This is a genomic window from Novosphingobium aquae, from assembly GCF_037572715.1.
GTDB lineage: Bacteria > Pseudomonadota > Alphaproteobacteria > Sphingomonadales > Sphingomonadaceae > Novosphingobium > Novosphingobium aquae.
On the sequence record NZ_JBBHJY010000001.1, the window covers coordinates 916,759 to 933,725 of the forward strand.

Consider the following 16,967-nt stretch of genomic DNA (forward strand, 5'->3'; position numbering starts at 1 on the left):
CGGCCCCTTTTTTTTATTGCCGGATCGGGTGATCAGATCCCCGGGAGCGGCGGTACCGAGCTCGGCGGGATGTCATCGTCATCCTCGTGAACTTCGACCAGACCGCGACCAACATGGCTGTGGTGACGGCTGTAGAAGTAGTAGATCAGCAGACCCAGAACTGCCCAGCCAACGAACAGGCGCAGCGTGTACCAATCGAGGCTGAAGAACAGGTAGAAGCAGCCAATAATCGCCAGCGGCGCCGTGATCATCACTGCCGGCGTACGGAACGGACGATGGCGGCCCGGATCGGTCTTGCGCAGGACCATCACCGCAATCGCCACCATGGCAAAGGCAAACAGCGTGCCCGAGTTCGAGATGTCGGCCAGTGCGCCCACCGGGAACAGTGCGGCAAAGATCGCCACGACAATACCGGTGATGATCGTCACCACGTGCGGCGTCTTGTACTTCGGGTGGATGGTTGAAAGCTTCTCAGGCAGCAGGCCGTCGCGGCTCATGACGAAGAAGATGCGGGTCTGGCCGAACATCATCATCAGCACGACCGAAGGCAGGGCCAGACCGGCGGCAAGGCCGACGAGGTTGCCAATCTGCTTCCAGCCGATTTCGCGCAGCGTCCAGGCCAGCGCTTCCTTCGAGCAGACCACCGCATCGTTGGCGATGCTGGCGCAGGCAGCGGCCATGGCAGTGGCATTGCCGGGGGCGATGCCATTGCCAGCCGCGTCGAGCACCGGCTGCGCGCCCACCGTGCCGATCACGCCGGCAGCAACGAGCAGGTAGAACACGGTGCAGATTGCAAGGCTGCCGATCAGGCCGATCGGCATGTTGCGCTGCGGATTCTTCGTTTCCTCGGCCGCGGTAGAGACCGCGTCAAATCCGACGTAGGCAAAGAAGATCGAGGCTGCCGCAGCCGAAACACCGCCAAAGCCCAGCGGCGTGAAGGGCTGGAAATTGTCCGAATTCATCACCGGCACGGCCAGCACGACAAAGGCGGTCAGAGCAGTGATCTTCACCACGACGAGCACGGCGTTAACGAAGGCGCTTTCCTTGGTGCCGATGACCAGCAGCCAGGTGACCAGCAGGGCGATGACGAAGGCCGGCAGGTTGATATAGCCGCCCACTTCAAGTGCCGATGACAGTTCAGCCGAAGGCGTCGCCCCGAAGGCCAGCTTCACATGGGCGATCAGCGCGTTGGCGTTGACGATTTCCTGCGGCAAACCAATGTTGAGGTATTCGCGCAAGAGCCCGACAAAATAGCCTGACCAGCCCACAGAAACCGCGCCGGCGGCCACCGCATATTCCAGCACCAGCGCCCAGCCGACCATCCAGGCCAGCAGTTCGCCCATGACGGCGTAGCTGTAGGTATAGGCCGACCCCGAAACCGGAACCATCGAGGCCATTTCGGCATAGCAAAGCGCCGCGACGGCGCAGACCAGGCCGGCGATGATAAAGCTGAGCATCATGCCGGGTCCGGCCTTTTGCGCGGCTTCTGCCGTGAGAACGAAAATGCCGGTGCCGATGATGGCGCCGACGCCCAGCATGGTAAGCTGGAATGCTCCGAGCGAGCGATGCAGAGACTTCTTTTCAGCTGTCGCCAGAATGGCGTCCAGCGGCTTTATTCGACCGAACATGCGGTTCCCCCGATCCGGATTGATTTATGGCGCGGAAGCTAGCGGGACTGGTTTCATTGGCAAGCACTAAACGCGCGCATTCCCCAGCCGTTTGTCGCATCCCCCGGCGGAAAGGCTGTCCTACAACTGCATTTCTGTGGCTTATCGACCTCATGAAAACGCGGCTCATCCCTGTTCCCGCGCGCACCTCGCGACGTGTCACCCGTGATCTGGCGGCCCCAAACTGGCGGGAATTGGCCAGATATTCCCCAGAACAACAGGGTGACACGGTGTCACCTCTGTCACCCATGCACCACGGATTTCTGCCGCTCTCGCGTCTGGCGCTTTGCCGCAATCACGCTTAAAGGAACCGCCATGTCGTCAACTTTCCAGCTCGATACCGCCACCAGCCGGGCCAATCCCACTCCCGCGCCGATGAAGCGGCTGACCGTGCCCGCGATCCGCAAGCGCAAGGTGGGCGGTGCCACCGCCGAACCGATCGTCATGCTCACCGCCTATACGGCGCGGCAGGCGCAGTTGCTTGATGCCCACTGCGACGTGCTGCTGGTGGGGGATTCGCTGGGCCAAGTGATCTATGGCCTGCCCTCCAGCGTACAGGTGACGCTCGACATGATGGCGGCGCACGGCGCGGCCGTGGTGCGCGGATCGTACCATTCTGTGGTCATCGTTGACATGCCCTTTGGCAGCTATGAAGCCTCCCCCCAGCAGGCCTTCGAAAGTGCATCGCGCCTGCTCAAGGAAACTGGCTGCGCGGGCGTGAAGCTTGAGGGCGGTGAGGCGATGGCGCCGACGGTCGAATTCCTCGTCAAGCGCGGCATCCCGGTGATCGGCCATGTCGGCCTGACCCCGCAGGCGGTGAACGTGCTGGGTGGTTATAATGCGCGCGGCCGCAGCCATGCCGAAGCGCAGAAGATCGTGACCGACGCCGTGGCGCTCGACGCTGCAGGAGCTTTCGCCATTGTCATCGAAGGCGTGGTCGAACCGATTGCCATCGACGTGACCAAGGCGGTTACCTGCCCGACCATCGGCATCGGCGCCTCGGCCCAGTGTGACGGACAAGTGCTCGTCACCGAAGACATGCTGGGTATGTTCGAACGCGTGCCCCGGTTCGTTCGCCGGTATGAGGAAATCGCCGATACCATTTCGGCGGCGGCAGAACGTTATGCAACCGATGTCCGTGCCCGCACGTTTCCTGGCATCGAACAGACCTATCAGCCCAAGTAATCCCCTCCCCGCACTTTCAACAATCCCCCCACTTTCAGCAATCGAGGCCTGCCTTGCTCCGTTTCTACAAGGGTTCCATCCTTTTCACCGTTATCTGTCTGGCGCTCGGTGCCTATTATGGCTGGGTGCTTCACGGCACAATGAGCGGCATGCTTTCGGTCCTGTGGATCGTCTTCGTGTTGTCGATCCTCGAAATCTCGCTGTCGTTCGACAACGCCGTGGTCAACGCCACGGTGCTGCAGGAAATGGATGAGGTCTGGCAGCGCCGGTTCCTGACCTGGGGCATGGTCATCGCCGTGTTCGGCATGCGCATCGTGTTTCCGCTGGCGATTGTTGCCATCGCGGCGGGACTTGGTCCGGTCGAGGCGGTGCAATTGTCGCTTAACAACCCCAAGGAATACGAGGCGATAGTTTCCAGCGCTCACGTTGGCATTGCCGGTTTCGGCGGCGCTTTCCTCGCCATGGTCGGGCTCAGCTTCTTCTTCGATTCGGACAAGGAAGTGCACTGGATTCAGGGGCTGGAATCCTGGCTGAGCAAGTATTCGAGCATCAAGGCGCTGGAAATCGCGCTGCTGCTGCTGGTGATTTATGGGATTTCTCTGCTTCTTGAGCCGGGCGAAGCACTGACCTTCCTCGTCGCCGGCATGCTTGGCCTGGTCAGCTTCATCGCCGTTGAAGCGATCGGTACGATCATGGAAATGCGTGAAGCAGCGCACCGTGCGGCCGGCGCAGTGGTGCGTTCGGGTCTGGGCGGGTTCCTCTACCTCAATGTGCTCGACGCATCGTTCAGCTTCGATGGTGTGATAGGTGCCTTTGCCTTGTCGAACAACATGATCATCATCGCGCTGGGCCTGTCGATCGGTGCGATGTTCGTGCGATCGATGACGATCATGCTGGTTCAGAAGGGCACGCTCGCCGAATACCGCTATCTCGAGCACGGCGCGTTCTGGGCGATCATCGCGCTGGGCGGGATCATGCTCGCCTCGGCGAAATTCCATATTCCCGAGGCGATCACCGGCCTGATTGGCGCGGCGATGATCGGGCTTTCGCTGTGGTGGTCCGTTCGCTGGAACCGCCACCACGGTGCTGAAGCCGAGGCCTGATCAGGGTCGCGCCGCCCGTGCAGAAAGTGCGGCTGCCAAGGCCTCGTCCTGCTTTCCGGCCTTGAGCGCCATGGCCAGAGCTTGCGCTGCGACCGGGCTCGCAGGCTGGATATCGAGGGCGCGGCGGGCCGATTGTACGGCTGCCTTCGTGTCGCCAAGACGGAGTTGGGCGAAGGACAAGTCGCTCAGCAGCCGCATGTCGCGGTCTCCGCTGCCGACGGCAAGGTTCTCTAGCAGCATCCGCGCCCGGCCCCAGTCGCCAACCGAGGCGGCATAGTCGGCGGCTAGGCGAGCCCCGACGGGGCTCTGCGGGTGGGTAGCCAGGAAGTTTGCCGCCACTTGCGCTCCGGGTGCCAGCCGGCCTTGCCCGGCATTGGCGAGCACGAGCCGGACCGCGAGGTTGTCATCGCCGCGCACCCGGGCAGCTTCGGCAAAGGCACTGGCGGCAAGGTCGAAACGTCCGGCAGCGAAATAGGCGTCGCCGGCCAATAGGTGCGCTGATCCCATGCCGCGCCAGTCGCCCCGAAGGCGCTCGGCAATGGCAACCGCCTCATTGGCCCGCCCGCCGGCGAGAGCTGCCCGAACCTGTGCTGCTGCTGCATCCGCCGGAGCGGAACCGGTGGCAGCAAACGCAAAGACTGGTCGTAACCCGGCTTGCTGGACGGCAGCGGCCCGGTCGAGCAGTGGGGCAGCGAGCGCCCGGTTGCCGGTATCCTCGTAAGCCCGGGCCACCAGGGTCAGCAAGTAGGGCGGTGCCGACGGGCTGGACGCCCAGGCCGAATAGCGCTCGATCACGCCCTTTTGATCGCCCGCTTCGTAAAGTGCGCGGGCCAAAAGCAGATGCGCCACCTCGTTCTGCGGCTGCTGCCCGGTAATGCGCTGGAACGCGTCAACCGCAAGCTTGGGATTGCCATCCTGAAGGTGGATAATGCCGGAAAGCAGGGCTGCCGAGGGCATATCGTCGGCCGCCGCCCCTGCTCGGTTCAGGCAGGACCGAGCCAGCGAGAGGTTGCCCGCCCGCCCCGCGAGCACCGCCTGCAAGTAATGCGCGCGCGGTTCGCCGACGCCAAGTTCCAGCATCCGCCGGGTCACCACCAGCATCTCACGATAGCGACCAAGCTCGCCAAGTGTCGCGGCGTAATCACCCAGCAGGACACCATCATTCGGCGATTTCATCAGCCCGCGCTCGAACCAGATAATCGCCGCTTCCGGACCGAACTGATCACGGACGATCAGCCCCTGAAAGTCCAGTGCGCGCAGATTGTCAGGTCTCATCTTCAACGCGGATTGCAATGCGTCCAGCGCGGCGAACTGGTTGCCGGTACGGTACCGCAGTTGCGCCAGATCGACTAAGGCATCAGCGTCCTTGGCATTGGCGGCAATGGCTTTTTCCAGCGCCGCCAATGCCGCAGCCGTGTTGCCTTGCTGGCTTTCAAGGCGAGACAGCATGCGCAGACCGCGCGTCTGGTCGGCGTCGGCGAACTGGCCGGCGCCAAGCCATTCGCGCGCCTTGTCGAGCTTCCCTTCGACAAGGAAGGCCTCGCCCATGCCGGCGGCAATCGTGCGTTTGTCGGCGCCCTGCGCCTGCGCATCCTTCAGCGCGATCTCGGCCGCGACACCATCGCCGCGAGCCAGCGCCGCGCGGGCCTTGACAAAAGCAGCGTCGCGGCCAGCGGTATTACTCAGCCCGGGCGAAGCGGAAACCGCCAGCGCCAGCGCGCCAGCCGTAATCTTCCACCAGTCCCGGCGCCAGATTTCAGCCATGGAGGTCATATTGCTTGAGCAAGTCGTACAATGTCGGCCGGCTGATGCCGAGCAACTTGGCCGTGCTGGAGATGTTGCCTTCGCTGCGTGCCAAAGCATGGCGGATCATCTTACGATCGGTATTTTCACGCGCCGATTTGAGGTTGAGCGGGTTGCTTACCTCGCTCGTGCCGCCTGGCAGATCGAGGTCAGCCGCTGCCACCAGCTTGCTGTCCGCCATGATCACCGCGCGCTTCACGCGGTTCTCAAGCTCGCGCACGTTGCCCGGCCATTGCCAGCCATCGATTGCGGCCAGCGCATCGGGCGCCAGTCCCTTGACCATCGGGTTCATCTCGCGAGCAAAGCGCGACAGGAAGGCCTTGGCGAGCAACGTCGCGTCGCCCGGTCGCTCAGCCAGACTTGGGATCCTGACGACGATTTCAGCGAGTCGGTAGTAGAGGTCTTCGCGAAAGCGTCCTTCGGTGATCATCGCTTCGAGGTTCTGGTGCGTTGCGCAGACTATGCGGGTGTTGACCGGGATTGCCGTGCGCCCGCCGATCCGCTCGATCACGCGTTCCTGCAGAAAGCGCAGCAGCTTGACCTGTAGGGGCAATGGAATGTCGCCCACTTCGTCAAGGAACAGCGTGCCACCATCGGCCATTTCGATCTTGCCCTCGGTGGTTTTTACCGCCCCGGTGAAGGCACCCTTCTCATGCCCGAACAGTTCGCTTTCGAGCAGGTTTTCCGGAATCGCCGCGCAGTTGATCGCAATGAACGCGCCCTTCGACCGGTCGCTGGCATCATGCAGACCGCGTGCGAGCAATTCCTTGCCGGTTCCGCTGGCCCCCAGCAGCATGACCGAGACATTGGTGTTGGCCACTCGCTCGATAGTCCGCGCAACGCGTACCATTTCGGGCGCGGCGGTGATCATCCGGCCGAGCACGCGGTTCTCGTCCCCGGCGCTAGATGCGAGTCGACGGTTTTCTTCCTCGATCTCGTGCAAATGGAACGCGCGGCGAACGATTAGACCGATGGCATCAATGTCGAGCGGTTTCTGGTAGAAATCGTATGCACCGCGCGCGATTGCCTGAAGCGCGGATTCCCGCGCACCGTGTCCACTGGCAACGATAACCTTGGTGTCGGGCTTGATCGCCATGATCTCGTCAAGCACGGCAAAACCTTCGCTCGTCCCGTCGGGATCAGGCGGTAGTCCGAGGTCGAGGGTGACCACTGGCGGTTCTTCGGCACGCACGGCGGCAATTGCCGAAGCGCGATCCCCGACGATCAGGACATCGAAATCCGGATAGGCCCATTTCAGCTGGGCTTGAAGTCCGGCATCGTCTTCGACAATCAGCAACTTGGGTTTTTGCTCGGGCATTCAGGCAACTTTCCAGTTTTGATTTTCGCGCCCCGACAGCAGTTCCGCCGTGGTGGCGAGCGGCAGGCGCACGATGAAGCGGGTTCCAAGGCCTTCGCGGCTTTCGACATCAAGCCGGCCCTTGGCGGCGCGGACCAGTTCGCGTGCTTCAAAGGCGCCGATGCCGAACCCGCCGGGTTTGGACGAGACGAACGGCTTGAACAGTCGCGTGCGGACAAATTCGGGTGACATTCCTACGCCCGAATCAGCGATCTGGATCGTCACGGTAAGGCCGTCGGTCGACTGATCGATGAACACGGGCGTGCCGCGATCGCTGGCGTCTATGGCGTTCTGGACAAGGTGGATCAGAGCTTGCTCGATTCCTTCGCGATTCAGGCAAAGCTCACCGCCCTGCCGCTGGACGACGTTGACCTGATGGCTGCTGGCGAATTGCTGCGCGACACGTTCGACGAGGTCTGCGGCGTCGCACTTCTCGGCCCGGTCGCTCCCGCCCGCCCCGTAACGCGAAAGCCGGGCAATCAGGGCGTTAAGCTTGTCGGCCGAACTGCGCAGGGTCACCAGCATGTCTGCGCGGAATTCGGGGTTGTCCGCGTGCAGTTCGGCATTGCGGGCGAGCAGACCGAACTGGCTCGCCAGGTTCTTGATGTCGTGCATCACGAAGGCGATGCGGCGATTGAATTCATCGAAGCGCGCGGCTTCGGCCAAGGCATCCTGACCTGTGTGTTCGGCCAAGGTTGTTGCGAGTTGTTGGCCGATGACCCGCAGGACATCGAAATCTTCCCAGTCGAGAGCCCGGTCATTCACCGGCCGTGCCAGGACGACGAGGCCGACAAGCCTCTCGTAATGCAGCAGAGGGACGATAACCCACGCTTGCGGATCGTCGCGCAGCCACGCGGGAATGACATCGCGTTCGCCGCGATGATCCTTGCCGGCGCGCACCTGATCGAGTTCAACAATGAAGCTGGTCTGTTCGAGCAGCCGCGCTGCCGCTGCATCTAGGGCGATCGCCGGGACATCGGCAAGGCGCCATTGCCAAGAGCTCGACAGGACGAAGTCGCCGCTGTCGCCGGGAACCAGCAACAGGCCGGCAGGACTTTCGGTAATCTGGGCGACAGCCTGCACCGCGCGCTGTTCGAGCGGCAGGGCATTTTCACCACTCCGGCCGATCGTGCCGGCAAAGCGCAGCCATTCCGTCCGGTAGTCATAGCGGTGGCGGAAGAGGTGCTTGGTCAGCACGACCTTGACCCAGGACCGCAGGCGCTTTGACGGAACCAGCATGACAGCGAGAGTGGATGCCGCAATGAACAGCCCGAACTGGAACAGGTTGGCATATTTCGGACCCACCAGATGGACGAGCTGCGATGCCAGCAGCATCACACCGAAATATCCACCGATCCCAAGCAGCGCGACCGACTGGAACGTGACCATACGCGACGGACTGAAGTGCAGTTCCTCCTGCCGCCGGGCTAGTGCCGGCAGGAGGAACAGCGCTCCGCAGGCGAGCGACAACCCGCGCAAGGCGGCCAAACCTTCAGGCCAATAGCCCGCAATCCAGGCAACGGTGTAGATGTTGAGATCATAGATCCACAGAACGGCAAGGCCTGCTGCCGGCCAGCGCAGGGCAAGCCGCGCCTGGTTGGAAGCGCCGCTGTACAGGTTGTGAAGCAGGACCAGTCCGCCGATGGTGGAGATCAGCCGGAAACTTACCATCATTTCGAAGGCCTGGTCCTGATCGAGGAAACCGCTCAGCGGGCGATGCAGCACGATCAGTAGCGACCCGGCGATAATCTCGACCGCGGCCAAGGCAATGACAAGCGGGCGCACCGCCTTGATGGAGTTGTTGCGCCCGTCAGTTTCGAAAAGCATCCAGACCACGGCAAGCCAGGCGACGTTCCGCAGCGATTCAGCGAAGTAGGTTCCAGCGCTTTCGGTGCCGGTCGCCCCCGCCGTGATGGCCCAGGAAACGCTGACTGCCAGCGCGAGGACACAGGCCAGTCCGACCCGGCCCAGCTTCGCGCGGCGCGGCATAAGCCAGAACGCCATTCCCGTCGCCGCGCAGGCGCCCAGGACGTGGGTTATTGCTGCAAGGAGAGGCCAGCCGGATGTCACGACCTTACCGAGCCCCTTCGTGCCAGAGTACGACGCGGAGGGTCTGCAGAAGGATCAGCAAGTCAAGGAACGGCGTGTAGTTCTTGGCATAATAGAGGTCGTATTCCAGCTTGTGGCGCGAATCTTCGAGGTTCGCTCCGTAGGGATAATTGATCTGCGCCCAGCCAGTGATGCCCGGCTTCACCATGTGCCGTTCGGCATAGTAAGGGAGCTTTTCTTCGAGATCGGAAACGAATTCCGGCCGCTCAGGACGCGGGCCGACAAAGCTCATTTCGCCCTTCAGCACGCTCCATGTCTGCGGCAGTTCATCAATGCGAACCTTGCGAATGAAGCGGCCAATGCGGGTGACGCGCGGATCATTCTTCTGCGCGAACTGGGCTCCGTTGATTTCTGCGTCAGTGCGCATCGACCGCAGTTTGAGCACGTCGAACGGCTCGCCGAACAGTCCCACGCGGGTCTGGCGGAAGAAGGCAGGACCACGGCTGTCTAGCTTTACGATTATCGCGAACAGCACGATCAGGGGTGCCGTGAGCGCAAGCAGTAACAGGCTCGCGATGATATCGAACACACGTTTTGCAGCACTGGAGAACGCCCGGCCCGACGAAAAGCCGTCGGAGAATATCAACCAGCTTGGGTTGACAGTATCAAGATCAACACGGCCGGTTTCGCGTTCGATGAAACTGGAAAAATCGTTGACGTGAACGCCGGCAGTCTTGATCCGCAGCAGGTCCTGCAAAGGCAGCGAATTGCGCCGCTCTTCCAGTGCGAGGACCACTTCACTGACGCCAAGGTTTTCCACGAAGCGCTTGAGGTTGTGGATGGCGCTGCGGTTGATCGCCTCTTCGACCTGGTGCGGGCCGTCGCTCATTCCGACATAGCCGACGATCACGAAACCGCTTTGCGGACGCTCACCCAGCTTGCGAAGGCGATCGGCGCGTTGTCCGGCGCCGAGCACTAGGACGCGCCGGCGGAAGGCCGACGCCCCCAGGATGCCGCCGACTACCAAGCGGTTGCCAATCAGGAAGAGAATAGCAAAGGCCATGGCGTAAGCGAGGACCGAGCGCCAGTAATGTGCGCCGCCCGTCAACCAGTCGAGGAACGACAGGGCAATCACGCCAAGTGAAATGGCGACCAGCAGCCGGGCCGTGGCAAAACGCATCGACCGCAGGCTTTCAGATCCATAGACCCCGACAGCGATCATGACGGTCAGCATGACTGCCGAGAAACCGCCTAGCAGGCTCACCCGATCAAGCGGCGAGCCGATGGCGATGTCGATCTGGGCGGCCCGGAGCCGCCAGGCTGCCTCGCCGGCCAGGGCCAGCAGCACGACATCGATAAGTCCCAGCAGCAAGACTGCATGCGGAATATAGTGTTTGAACAGCCGGATCATTCGGCGGGTCTAGCGGCAAGGCGTAAATTGTCGGTAAAGCTGACAGGAGGTTGAGCGAGGCAGAATGGCAGATTCTCGAGGACTCGGTCTGGCGGGCAAGCAAAAATGTCGGCCCTCTTTACAATCCCGCCACATCCTGAACGATTTGCCTCAACCTCGCTTTAACCATGTTACGCGGCCAAGGCTTAACCTGCCGGGGGCTAATAGGGCGATCGTGAAAGAGCTTCTCGCCTCGATTCCGGTGCCCGCCAAGGTAGTCCGCCATTTCGCGGCGATTACGCTGGCGATCACGGCGTGCATCGCGCTGTTCGCCGATGGTGAGCGTCGTGAGGCGATCGGGGCCGAGATCAAGGCTGACCGGCAGCGGCAGGAGCTGCGAACGCTCGATGCCGAGCGCAATGGCCCTCAAAAGATCGGTGCAAAGCAGGAATTCAACCGGGGTAATGGCTTCGGAATAGAAACAACCGGAACGTCCGAGGAGTCATCCCTCGATCCCGCAGCAAGCAGCGAGCCGGCTATGGGATCGCAGCAATACCGTCCGCAAGGTCAGGATACGTCGATGATGCCGCCGGGCTATTTCAATCCCGGGATCGGCATGCCCGAAGCACCGCAAGTGGCGCCAATCCGCCCGAAGCCGCCAAAGAAGGTGACGCCCGCGGATATTGATCGGCTGATGCGCTTCGGCGAAGAGCGCGCCGGGCCCGCGACCCAGGCTGGCAACTGACTTCCTAGAAGCATTCCCTCGCCAGATAGCTCCGCGCTTCCGCGCCAATCAGCGCAGCGTGGCCATAGGCGGGATGGTTGATCACCAGCATGGCCTGACCTTCCCCGCTCTTCCACGCGGCAATCGAACTGGGCGTGAAGTCGAAGTGCAGGAAGTGGACCGCGCTTGCCTTGCCATCGCTTTCGCGCGTGCGTTCGACATCGCCTTCCGGACGCGCGCGGATAACTTCGCCGCCAACCTGGATGGCAATATGTTCCTCGATATCGCCGATGGTCCGCAGGAAAGCATCGCGGCGGACCGGGTCGGGCACTTCGAACAGCAGCGTCGCAGTCAATTCGCTGCCCTTGGGCACCATCGGATTGTAAGCGGCGAGCTCATCAGGAATCTGCGCCTCGCCGCCTTTCTCGATCCTCAGCATCTCCTGGATCTGCAGCCACATCGAATCCCAGGTTTCGAACATGGCGCTGGCATTGGGGCCAACCGCGATGCGGGTCAGCGTCTTACGCAGGATCGCTTCCTGCTTCTTGTCGGCCCGGATCGATTCATATTCGCCCAGCGGCATGATGTCGGTTGCGGTGATTGAACGGGTGTCGCGTGGCATCGGTTTACAATCCATAAGCTTTGGCGACCACCTCGATGGGGTGGCCGATCCGTTCGGGCGGGGTCTGTCCGTTGGCGGCGATAACCTGGCGCAAGTGCGGCCCGGCGAGGGGGCATTCGCTGACAACGATTGCAGGTTCGGTCTTCATCAGGTTGCGCGCGGCCGGCTTGCCAACCTTGACCGCGCGATCGAAATTTTCGGCGAAGATGCCCCACTTGCCGCCGTGGCCTGAGCAGCGTTCAGTAAGCGCCGGCGCGGCACCGGGGATCAGGCGCAGCATTTCCATCGCCTTGGGTCCCATGTTCTGAGCTCTGGCATGGCAGGCGAAATGGACGGAAATCGCGGCCGGCATCTCGGCAATCGGAACAAGCCCGGTCTGCTTGGCAAGAGCGACGATAAATTCGCTGACGTCGAAGGTGTGCTTTGAGAGGGTTTGCACCTGCTCGTTGCCTGGCTCGATCAGGGGCCATTCGAACTTGAGCATCAGCGCGCAGCTCGTGGTCAGCGGCACAATATCCCAGCCGTCGGCGATCATCGGCGCAAAGTGCGCAGAAATCCGATCGGCAGCAGAGGCAACGCCCTTCATGTCGCCATTCTCGAACAGCGGCATTCCGCAGCAATCGGGATGGTCGATGCGAACCTTCACCCCGTTGTGGGCAAGCACCTTTACCAGCGCAAGGCCTGGAGTGGCATCGTTGAATTCATCATGGCAGCCGGCATAGATCACAGCCTTCCTGCCAAATGCCGGACCATCCGGATTGGGCGGCGGTACGAGCGCGGGGGCCTGGTTGGTCAACCGCGTATCGAGGAACGGCGGCAGGTGCGCGCGCTTGTCGATCCCCATTACGGCTTCCATTACCGGACGGGTGAGCGCGTTGCCTTCCTTCGTTGCCCAGTTGGCAGCGCCGGCGACCATTGAGCCGAGTTTACCGTTGCGTTCCATCTTCGCCAGTTCGCGGTCGGCAAAAGATGTGTTGCCCTTGCGATGCTCTACTGCGCGGTGGCGCAGCATGAGGTGGGGGAAATCCAGATCGAACGAGTGCGGCGGCACATAAGGGCACTTCGTCATGAAGCACATGTCGCACAGCGTGCATGCTTCGACGACCGAGGCCAACTGCTCAGCGCTCAGGTCTTCGACTTCCTCGTTCGGACTTTCGTCGATCGCGTCGAACAGGATGGGGAAGCTGTCGCACAGGTTGAAGCAGCGCCGGCAGCCGTGGCAGATGTCAAAAACGCGGCGCAGCTCGGCGTCGAGCGCGGCCTCGTCATACCATGCTTCGTCCTGCCACGGGATGACGTGGCGGGTCGGTGCTTCAAGACTGCCTTCCATCAGGGCCCCTCCCCAAGTGCTGCGTGTCGCAGATAGAATCCGGCCGGCAACCCGCAAGTCGCCGGCCGGGTTTTGGTGTCAGCCTTCCAGAACCGCGTCGAGCGTCTTCTGGAACTTGCCGGCGTGGCTCTTTTCAGCCTTGGCGAGCGTTTCAAACCAGTCGGCGATTTCGTCGAAACCTTCGTCGCGCGCCGTCTTGGCCATACCCGGGTACATATCCGTGTACTCATGGGTTTCGCCAACGATCGACGCCTTCAGGTTGGCGACGGTATCGCCGATCGGTTCACCCGTTGCCGGGTCACCGCATTCTTCGAGGTATTCGAGGTGGCCGTGCGCGTGGCCGGTTTCGCCTTCGGCAGTCGAACGGAAAACCGATGCGACATCGTTGTGGCCTTCAATGTCAGCCTTCTGTGCGAAGTAAAGATAGCGGCGGTTAGCCTGGCTCTCGCCAGCAAACGCAGCTTTGAGGTTTTCCTCCGTCTGTGATCCCTTCAGTCCCATGTCATGCTCCTCTTTTTAAGACGGTGAGTTGAAATTCTTACCCAGTCAGACTGCGCCCAATCCCTCATGAACGGAAAGCGGATTTTCTGAAATGGCTGATCGATAAAACCGATCATTTTAATGAGAATAATTCTCAAAAACCGATCAATCGATCAATCCGCTACTTGGTAGGTAAAAGTCTGATGGTTGCCGAGATCAAAGCTTCTGCCGCCGCGCTGATCACCTTGTCGGCCTCAGGCGCAAAGAACGGGCTGTGGGTTCCGGGGATGTTGGCCATGTCTCCCTTGGCGAGGCGCTCCGCCGGTGTTCCGCCAACCCAGAAGATCAGCGACTTCATCTTGTCAGGATCGGCGCGATAGAATTCGCCAAAGTCCTCGCCGCCCATGCTCGCGGGGACCTGTCGTGCGCGATCATCGCCAAACCGGCCCTTGAAGAATGTCAGCATGTCGCGGCTGAAATCGGGCGAATTGAAAGTGGAGCGGGTGTATGGCTCGCGCACGACGACGGTGGGTTTCAGTTCGGCGGGCAGTCCTGCCACCATGGCTTCGCCCTCGGCCACGCGGCGAATTCCTGAAAGCAGGTTCTGGCGCACGTCGTCAGCATAGCTGCGCACGGTTATCTGCAGTTCGGCCTTGTCCGAAATGATGTTGTGCTTTGCGCCGGCGTGGAACGAACCGACCGTTACCACTGCCGGGACCGCGGGATCATTCTCGCGGCTGATCAGCGTTTGGACGCGAGTGACGAATGCGGCTGCGACAACAATCGGGTCCTTGGTCTGGTGCGGGCGCGAACCGTGGCCGCCGACACCCTTAAACGTCACGTCCACACTATCGACATTTGCCAGTGCATAGCCAGGCGTTACACCGATCACGCCGCTCGGCAATTCATGCGTATCATGGAACGCGATAGCGTAATCGGGTTTCGGAAAGCGGCTGTACAGTCCGTCGGCCAGCATGGCCCTCGCGCCAAAACCCAGCTCTTCGGCCGGCTGTCCGATCATAACGATCGTGCCGGACCAGTCTTTCCTGTTCGCGGCGAGATAGCGCGCGACGGCGATCCACGCGGTCATATGCGTGTCATGTCCGCAGGCGTGCATCACGCCGCTTTCAACGCCCGCCGTAGAGACCCCGCGCACCTTGGAAGCGAACGGCAGGCCGGTCTGTTCGATTACCGGCAGGCCGTCCATGTCGGCGCGGATAAGGACAACTGGGCCGGGACCGTTCTTCATCACGGCAACAACGCCAGTCTTGCCGACGCCTTCGGTTACCTCGAAGCCTGCCTTCTTCGCCGCTGCGGCCATGATCCCGGCTGAACGCTTCTCTTCGAAGCTGAGTTCGGGATTGGCGTGAAGGTCGCGGTAGATCGTCATCAGGCCGGGCATCTCGGCCTTGATCGCATCACTGACCTGATCGGCCTGAGCGGGAATGGAGGTGAGCGCTGCGGCGCCGGCGAGCAAAAGGGCGATGTGCTTCATGGATGGCGAGACTAGCCGTCCGGTCAGGACTGGCAAGTGCGGATTGGTGCCCCTGGCCCGACTCGAACGGGCACGTATTGCTACAAACGATTTTGAGTCGTTCGCGTCTACCATTCCGCCACAGGGGCACTTTTCGCAGCCGTAGCCGCTGCGGCCGCGTTAGCCGCAGATTTGAACAGGTTCAACCGGCCTTGAGAGCCTGGGTAATTGCTTTGTGCAACTTTGAGTGGATCACGTCGTTGCCGGCGATGACCTGCTGGTCGCAGATCTGCTCCGACCGGCCGCGATAATCACTAACGAATCCGCCGGCTTCACGCACCAGCAGGCAGCCCGCGGCAGTATCCCAAGGCTTGAGGCCGGTTTCCCAGAAGCCGTCGTAGCGGCCTGCAGCAACCCATGCGAGATCAAGCGAAGCCGCGCCGAAGCGGCGGATGCCGGCGATCTGCGGCGCGAGGTTCGCATAGATGCGCATCCACTCGCCCGGATCACCAGCGCCGGCAAACGGGATGCCGGTGGCGATCAGGCTCTCATCGAGATGACGGCGCGAGGACACGCGCAGGCGCGCATCCTGAAGCCAGGCACCGCGGGTCTTTTCAGCCCAGAAGCTCTGGTCAGTGACCGGCTGGTAAACCAGCGCGGAGGTCACATCGCCCCAGCCGTTACCGTCAAGCCGGGGTTCCTGTACCGCGATCGAGATCGCGAAGTGCGGGATGCCGTGAAGGAAATTGCTGGTGCCATCGAGGGGATCGATGATGAAGCGAGGCTTGTTTGGATCGCCTTCGACGACACCGGCTTCCTCGAACACATAGCCCCAGTCCGGCCGCGCAATGCGCAGTTCGTCCCACAGCGTGCGTTCGGCATGCTGATCGGCCTTGGAAACAAAATCGGCCGGGCCCTTGCGGCTGACCTGGAGGTGCTCGACCTCGCCGAAATCGCGCCGCAGGCGGTTACCCGCCTTGCGGGCAGCTTTTTCCATGACGCGGATGAGACCGGGAACAGCAGCCATGATCTGATCAGTTCGCCTTGCCGACGTATTCGCGGTCGTAAACGTTGACCACGATGCGGGTGCCGCTTTCGATGTGCGGCGGAACCATCACGCGCACGCCGTTGTCGAGAATAGCCGGCTTGTAGCTGGACGAGGCAGTCTGCCCCTTCACCACGGCGTCGGCTTCGACGATGGTGGCTTCGACCTGATCGGGCAGCTGCACCGAGATTGGGCGCTCGTCATACATCTCGAGCAGCACGGTCATCCCGTCCTGCAGGAACGCCGCCGCATCGCCGAGCAGGTCAGCCGGCAGGTTGATCTGGTCATAGGTTTCCACGTCCATGAACACCAGGTCGTCGCCCTCGGCATAGAGGTACTGGAAATCCTTGGTGTCGAGGCGAACGCGCTCGATCGTGTCCTGGCTGCGGAAGCGGACGTTCGTCTTGCGGCCATCGATCAGGTTCTTCATCTCAACCTGCATGAAGGCGCCGCCCTTACCCGGTTGGGTGTGCTGAGTCTTGGCAACTTTCCAGATGCCCTTTTCGTATTCCAGAATGTTGCCGGGACGGATGTCCACGCCGCTGATCTTCGCCATGACGGATGCCTTCGAGCCAGATGACTTTGGGATGAGAAAGAACCCCGAAGCTCGGGGAAGGCCGCGCCCTTAGCCTGTGCGGGGCGACTGGGCAACACCCTGAATGGCCAGAGGACGACGGGGAACGACTTCCGGGCGATCTGGCGTGACCATTCATCTGGTGCTAATCCGCCATGGCAAAC

General features: G+C 61.8%; 14 protein-coding genes and 1 tRNA gene. 3 read left to right on the forward strand and 12 right to left on the reverse strand.

Translation table 11 applies throughout. The features are described 5' to 3' along the window. Positions 1-32: 32 nt before the first annotated feature. Positions 33-1,628: an amino acid permease gene (locus tag WG900_RS04585; protein WP_339965023.1), complete on the reverse strand. Its 1,596-nt coding sequence runs from the start codon at positions 1,626-1,628 to the stop codon at positions 33-35. A 354-nt stretch (positions 1,629-1,982) separates the two neighbouring features. Here WG900_RS04585 and panB point away from each other — a divergent pair, with 354 nt between their 5' ends. After that, on the forward strand, positions 1,983-2,852 hold the full coding sequence (panB, locus tag WG900_RS04590; protein WP_339965026.1) for a 3-methyl-2-oxobutanoate hydroxymethyltransferase: 870 nt from the start codon (positions 1,983-1,985) through the stop codon (positions 2,850-2,852). Positions 2,853-2,905: 53 nt separating this feature from the next. After that, positions 2,906-3,955 carry a DUF475 domain-containing protein gene (locus WG900_RS04595; protein ID WP_339965028.1) on the forward strand — a complete coding sequence of 350 codons (1,050 nt, stop codon included), beginning with the start codon at positions 2,906-2,908 and terminating at the stop codon, positions 3,953-3,955. On the opposite strand, the gene WG900_RS04600 is transcribed toward WG900_RS04595, so the two are convergent. Genes WG900_RS04600 through WG900_RS04615 form a run of 4 tightly spaced genes read right to left on the reverse strand, consistent with a single transcriptional unit; the run spans position 3,956 to position 10,575 of the window. After that, positions 3,956-5,719: a tetratricopeptide repeat protein gene (locus WG900_RS04600; RefSeq protein WP_339965030.1), complete on the reverse strand. Its 1,764-nt coding sequence runs from the start codon at positions 5,717-5,719 to the stop codon at positions 3,956-3,958. Beyond that, positions 5,712-7,076 carry a PEP-CTERM-box response regulator transcription factor gene (prsR, locus tag WG900_RS04605; protein WP_339965033.1) on the reverse strand — a complete coding sequence of 455 codons (1,365 nt, stop codon included), beginning with the start codon at positions 7,074-7,076 and terminating at the stop codon, positions 5,712-5,714. The genes WG900_RS04600 and prsR overlap by 8 nt, the downstream gene beginning before the upstream one ends. Then, the gene (prsK, locus tag WG900_RS04610) at positions 7,077-9,185 is read right to left on the reverse strand and encodes an XrtA/PEP-CTERM system histidine kinase PrsK (RefSeq protein WP_339965036.1); all 2,109 of its coding nucleotides are present in this window, start codon (positions 9,183-9,185) and stop codon (positions 7,077-7,079) included. It abuts the gene before it with no gap. A 4-nt stretch (positions 9,186-9,189) separates the two neighbouring features. Next, on the reverse strand, positions 9,190-10,575 hold the full coding sequence (locus WG900_RS04615) for a TIGR03013 family XrtA/PEP-CTERM system glycosyltransferase (RefSeq protein ID WP_339965038.1): 1,386 nt from the start codon (positions 10,573-10,575) through the stop codon (positions 9,190-9,192). A gap of 64 nt (positions 10,576-10,639) precedes the next feature. Between WG900_RS04615 and WG900_RS04620 the strand changes: the two genes are divergently transcribed. Further along, complete coding sequence (locus tag WG900_RS04620) at positions 10,640-11,299, forward strand: hypothetical protein (protein WP_339965040.1); 660 nt, start codon at positions 10,640-10,642, stop codon at positions 11,297-11,299. Positions 11,300-11,303: 4 nt separating this feature from the next. Here the strand turns inward: WG900_RS04620 and WG900_RS04625 are convergent, their stop codons facing one another. The 7 genes from WG900_RS04625 to efp form a co-directional block, all read right to left on the reverse strand. Continuing rightward, positions 11,304-11,900, reverse strand: coding sequence for a DUF3501 family protein (locus WG900_RS04625; protein ID WP_339965042.1), 597 nt, complete (start codon positions 11,898-11,900; stop codon positions 11,304-11,306). Between the two features lie 4 nt (positions 11,901-11,904). Beyond that, entirely contained in the window at positions 11,905-13,230 is a 1,326-nt protein-coding gene (locus WG900_RS04630) for a heterodisulfide reductase-related iron-sulfur binding cluster (RefSeq protein WP_339965044.1), read from the reverse strand. A 78-nt stretch (positions 13,231-13,308) separates the two neighbouring features. Continuing rightward, on the reverse strand, positions 13,309-13,731 hold the full coding sequence (locus tag WG900_RS04635; RefSeq protein WP_310530857.1) for a rubrerythrin family protein: 423 nt from the start codon (positions 13,729-13,731) through the stop codon (positions 13,309-13,311). Between the two features lie 160 nt (positions 13,732-13,891). Beyond that, positions 13,892-15,205, reverse strand: a complete 1,314-nt coding sequence (locus tag WG900_RS04640) for an amidohydrolase (RefSeq protein WP_339965047.1) — start codon at positions 15,203-15,205, stop codon at positions 13,892-13,894. A 44-nt stretch (positions 15,206-15,249) separates the two neighbouring features. Continuing rightward, positions 15,250-15,333: transfer RNA gene (locus tag WG900_RS04645), tRNA-Leu, on the reverse strand. A gap of 53 nt (positions 15,334-15,386) precedes the next feature. Beyond that, positions 15,387-16,211, reverse strand: coding sequence for an inositol monophosphatase family protein (locus WG900_RS04650; protein WP_339965049.1), 825 nt, complete (start codon positions 16,209-16,211; stop codon positions 15,387-15,389). Positions 16,212-16,218: 7 nt separating this feature from the next. After that, positions 16,219-16,785 carry an elongation factor P gene (gene efp, locus WG900_RS04655; RefSeq protein WP_339965051.1) on the reverse strand — a complete coding sequence of 189 codons (567 nt, stop codon included), beginning with the start codon at positions 16,783-16,785 and terminating at the stop codon, positions 16,219-16,221. Positions 16,786-16,967: the final 182 nt, after the last annotated feature.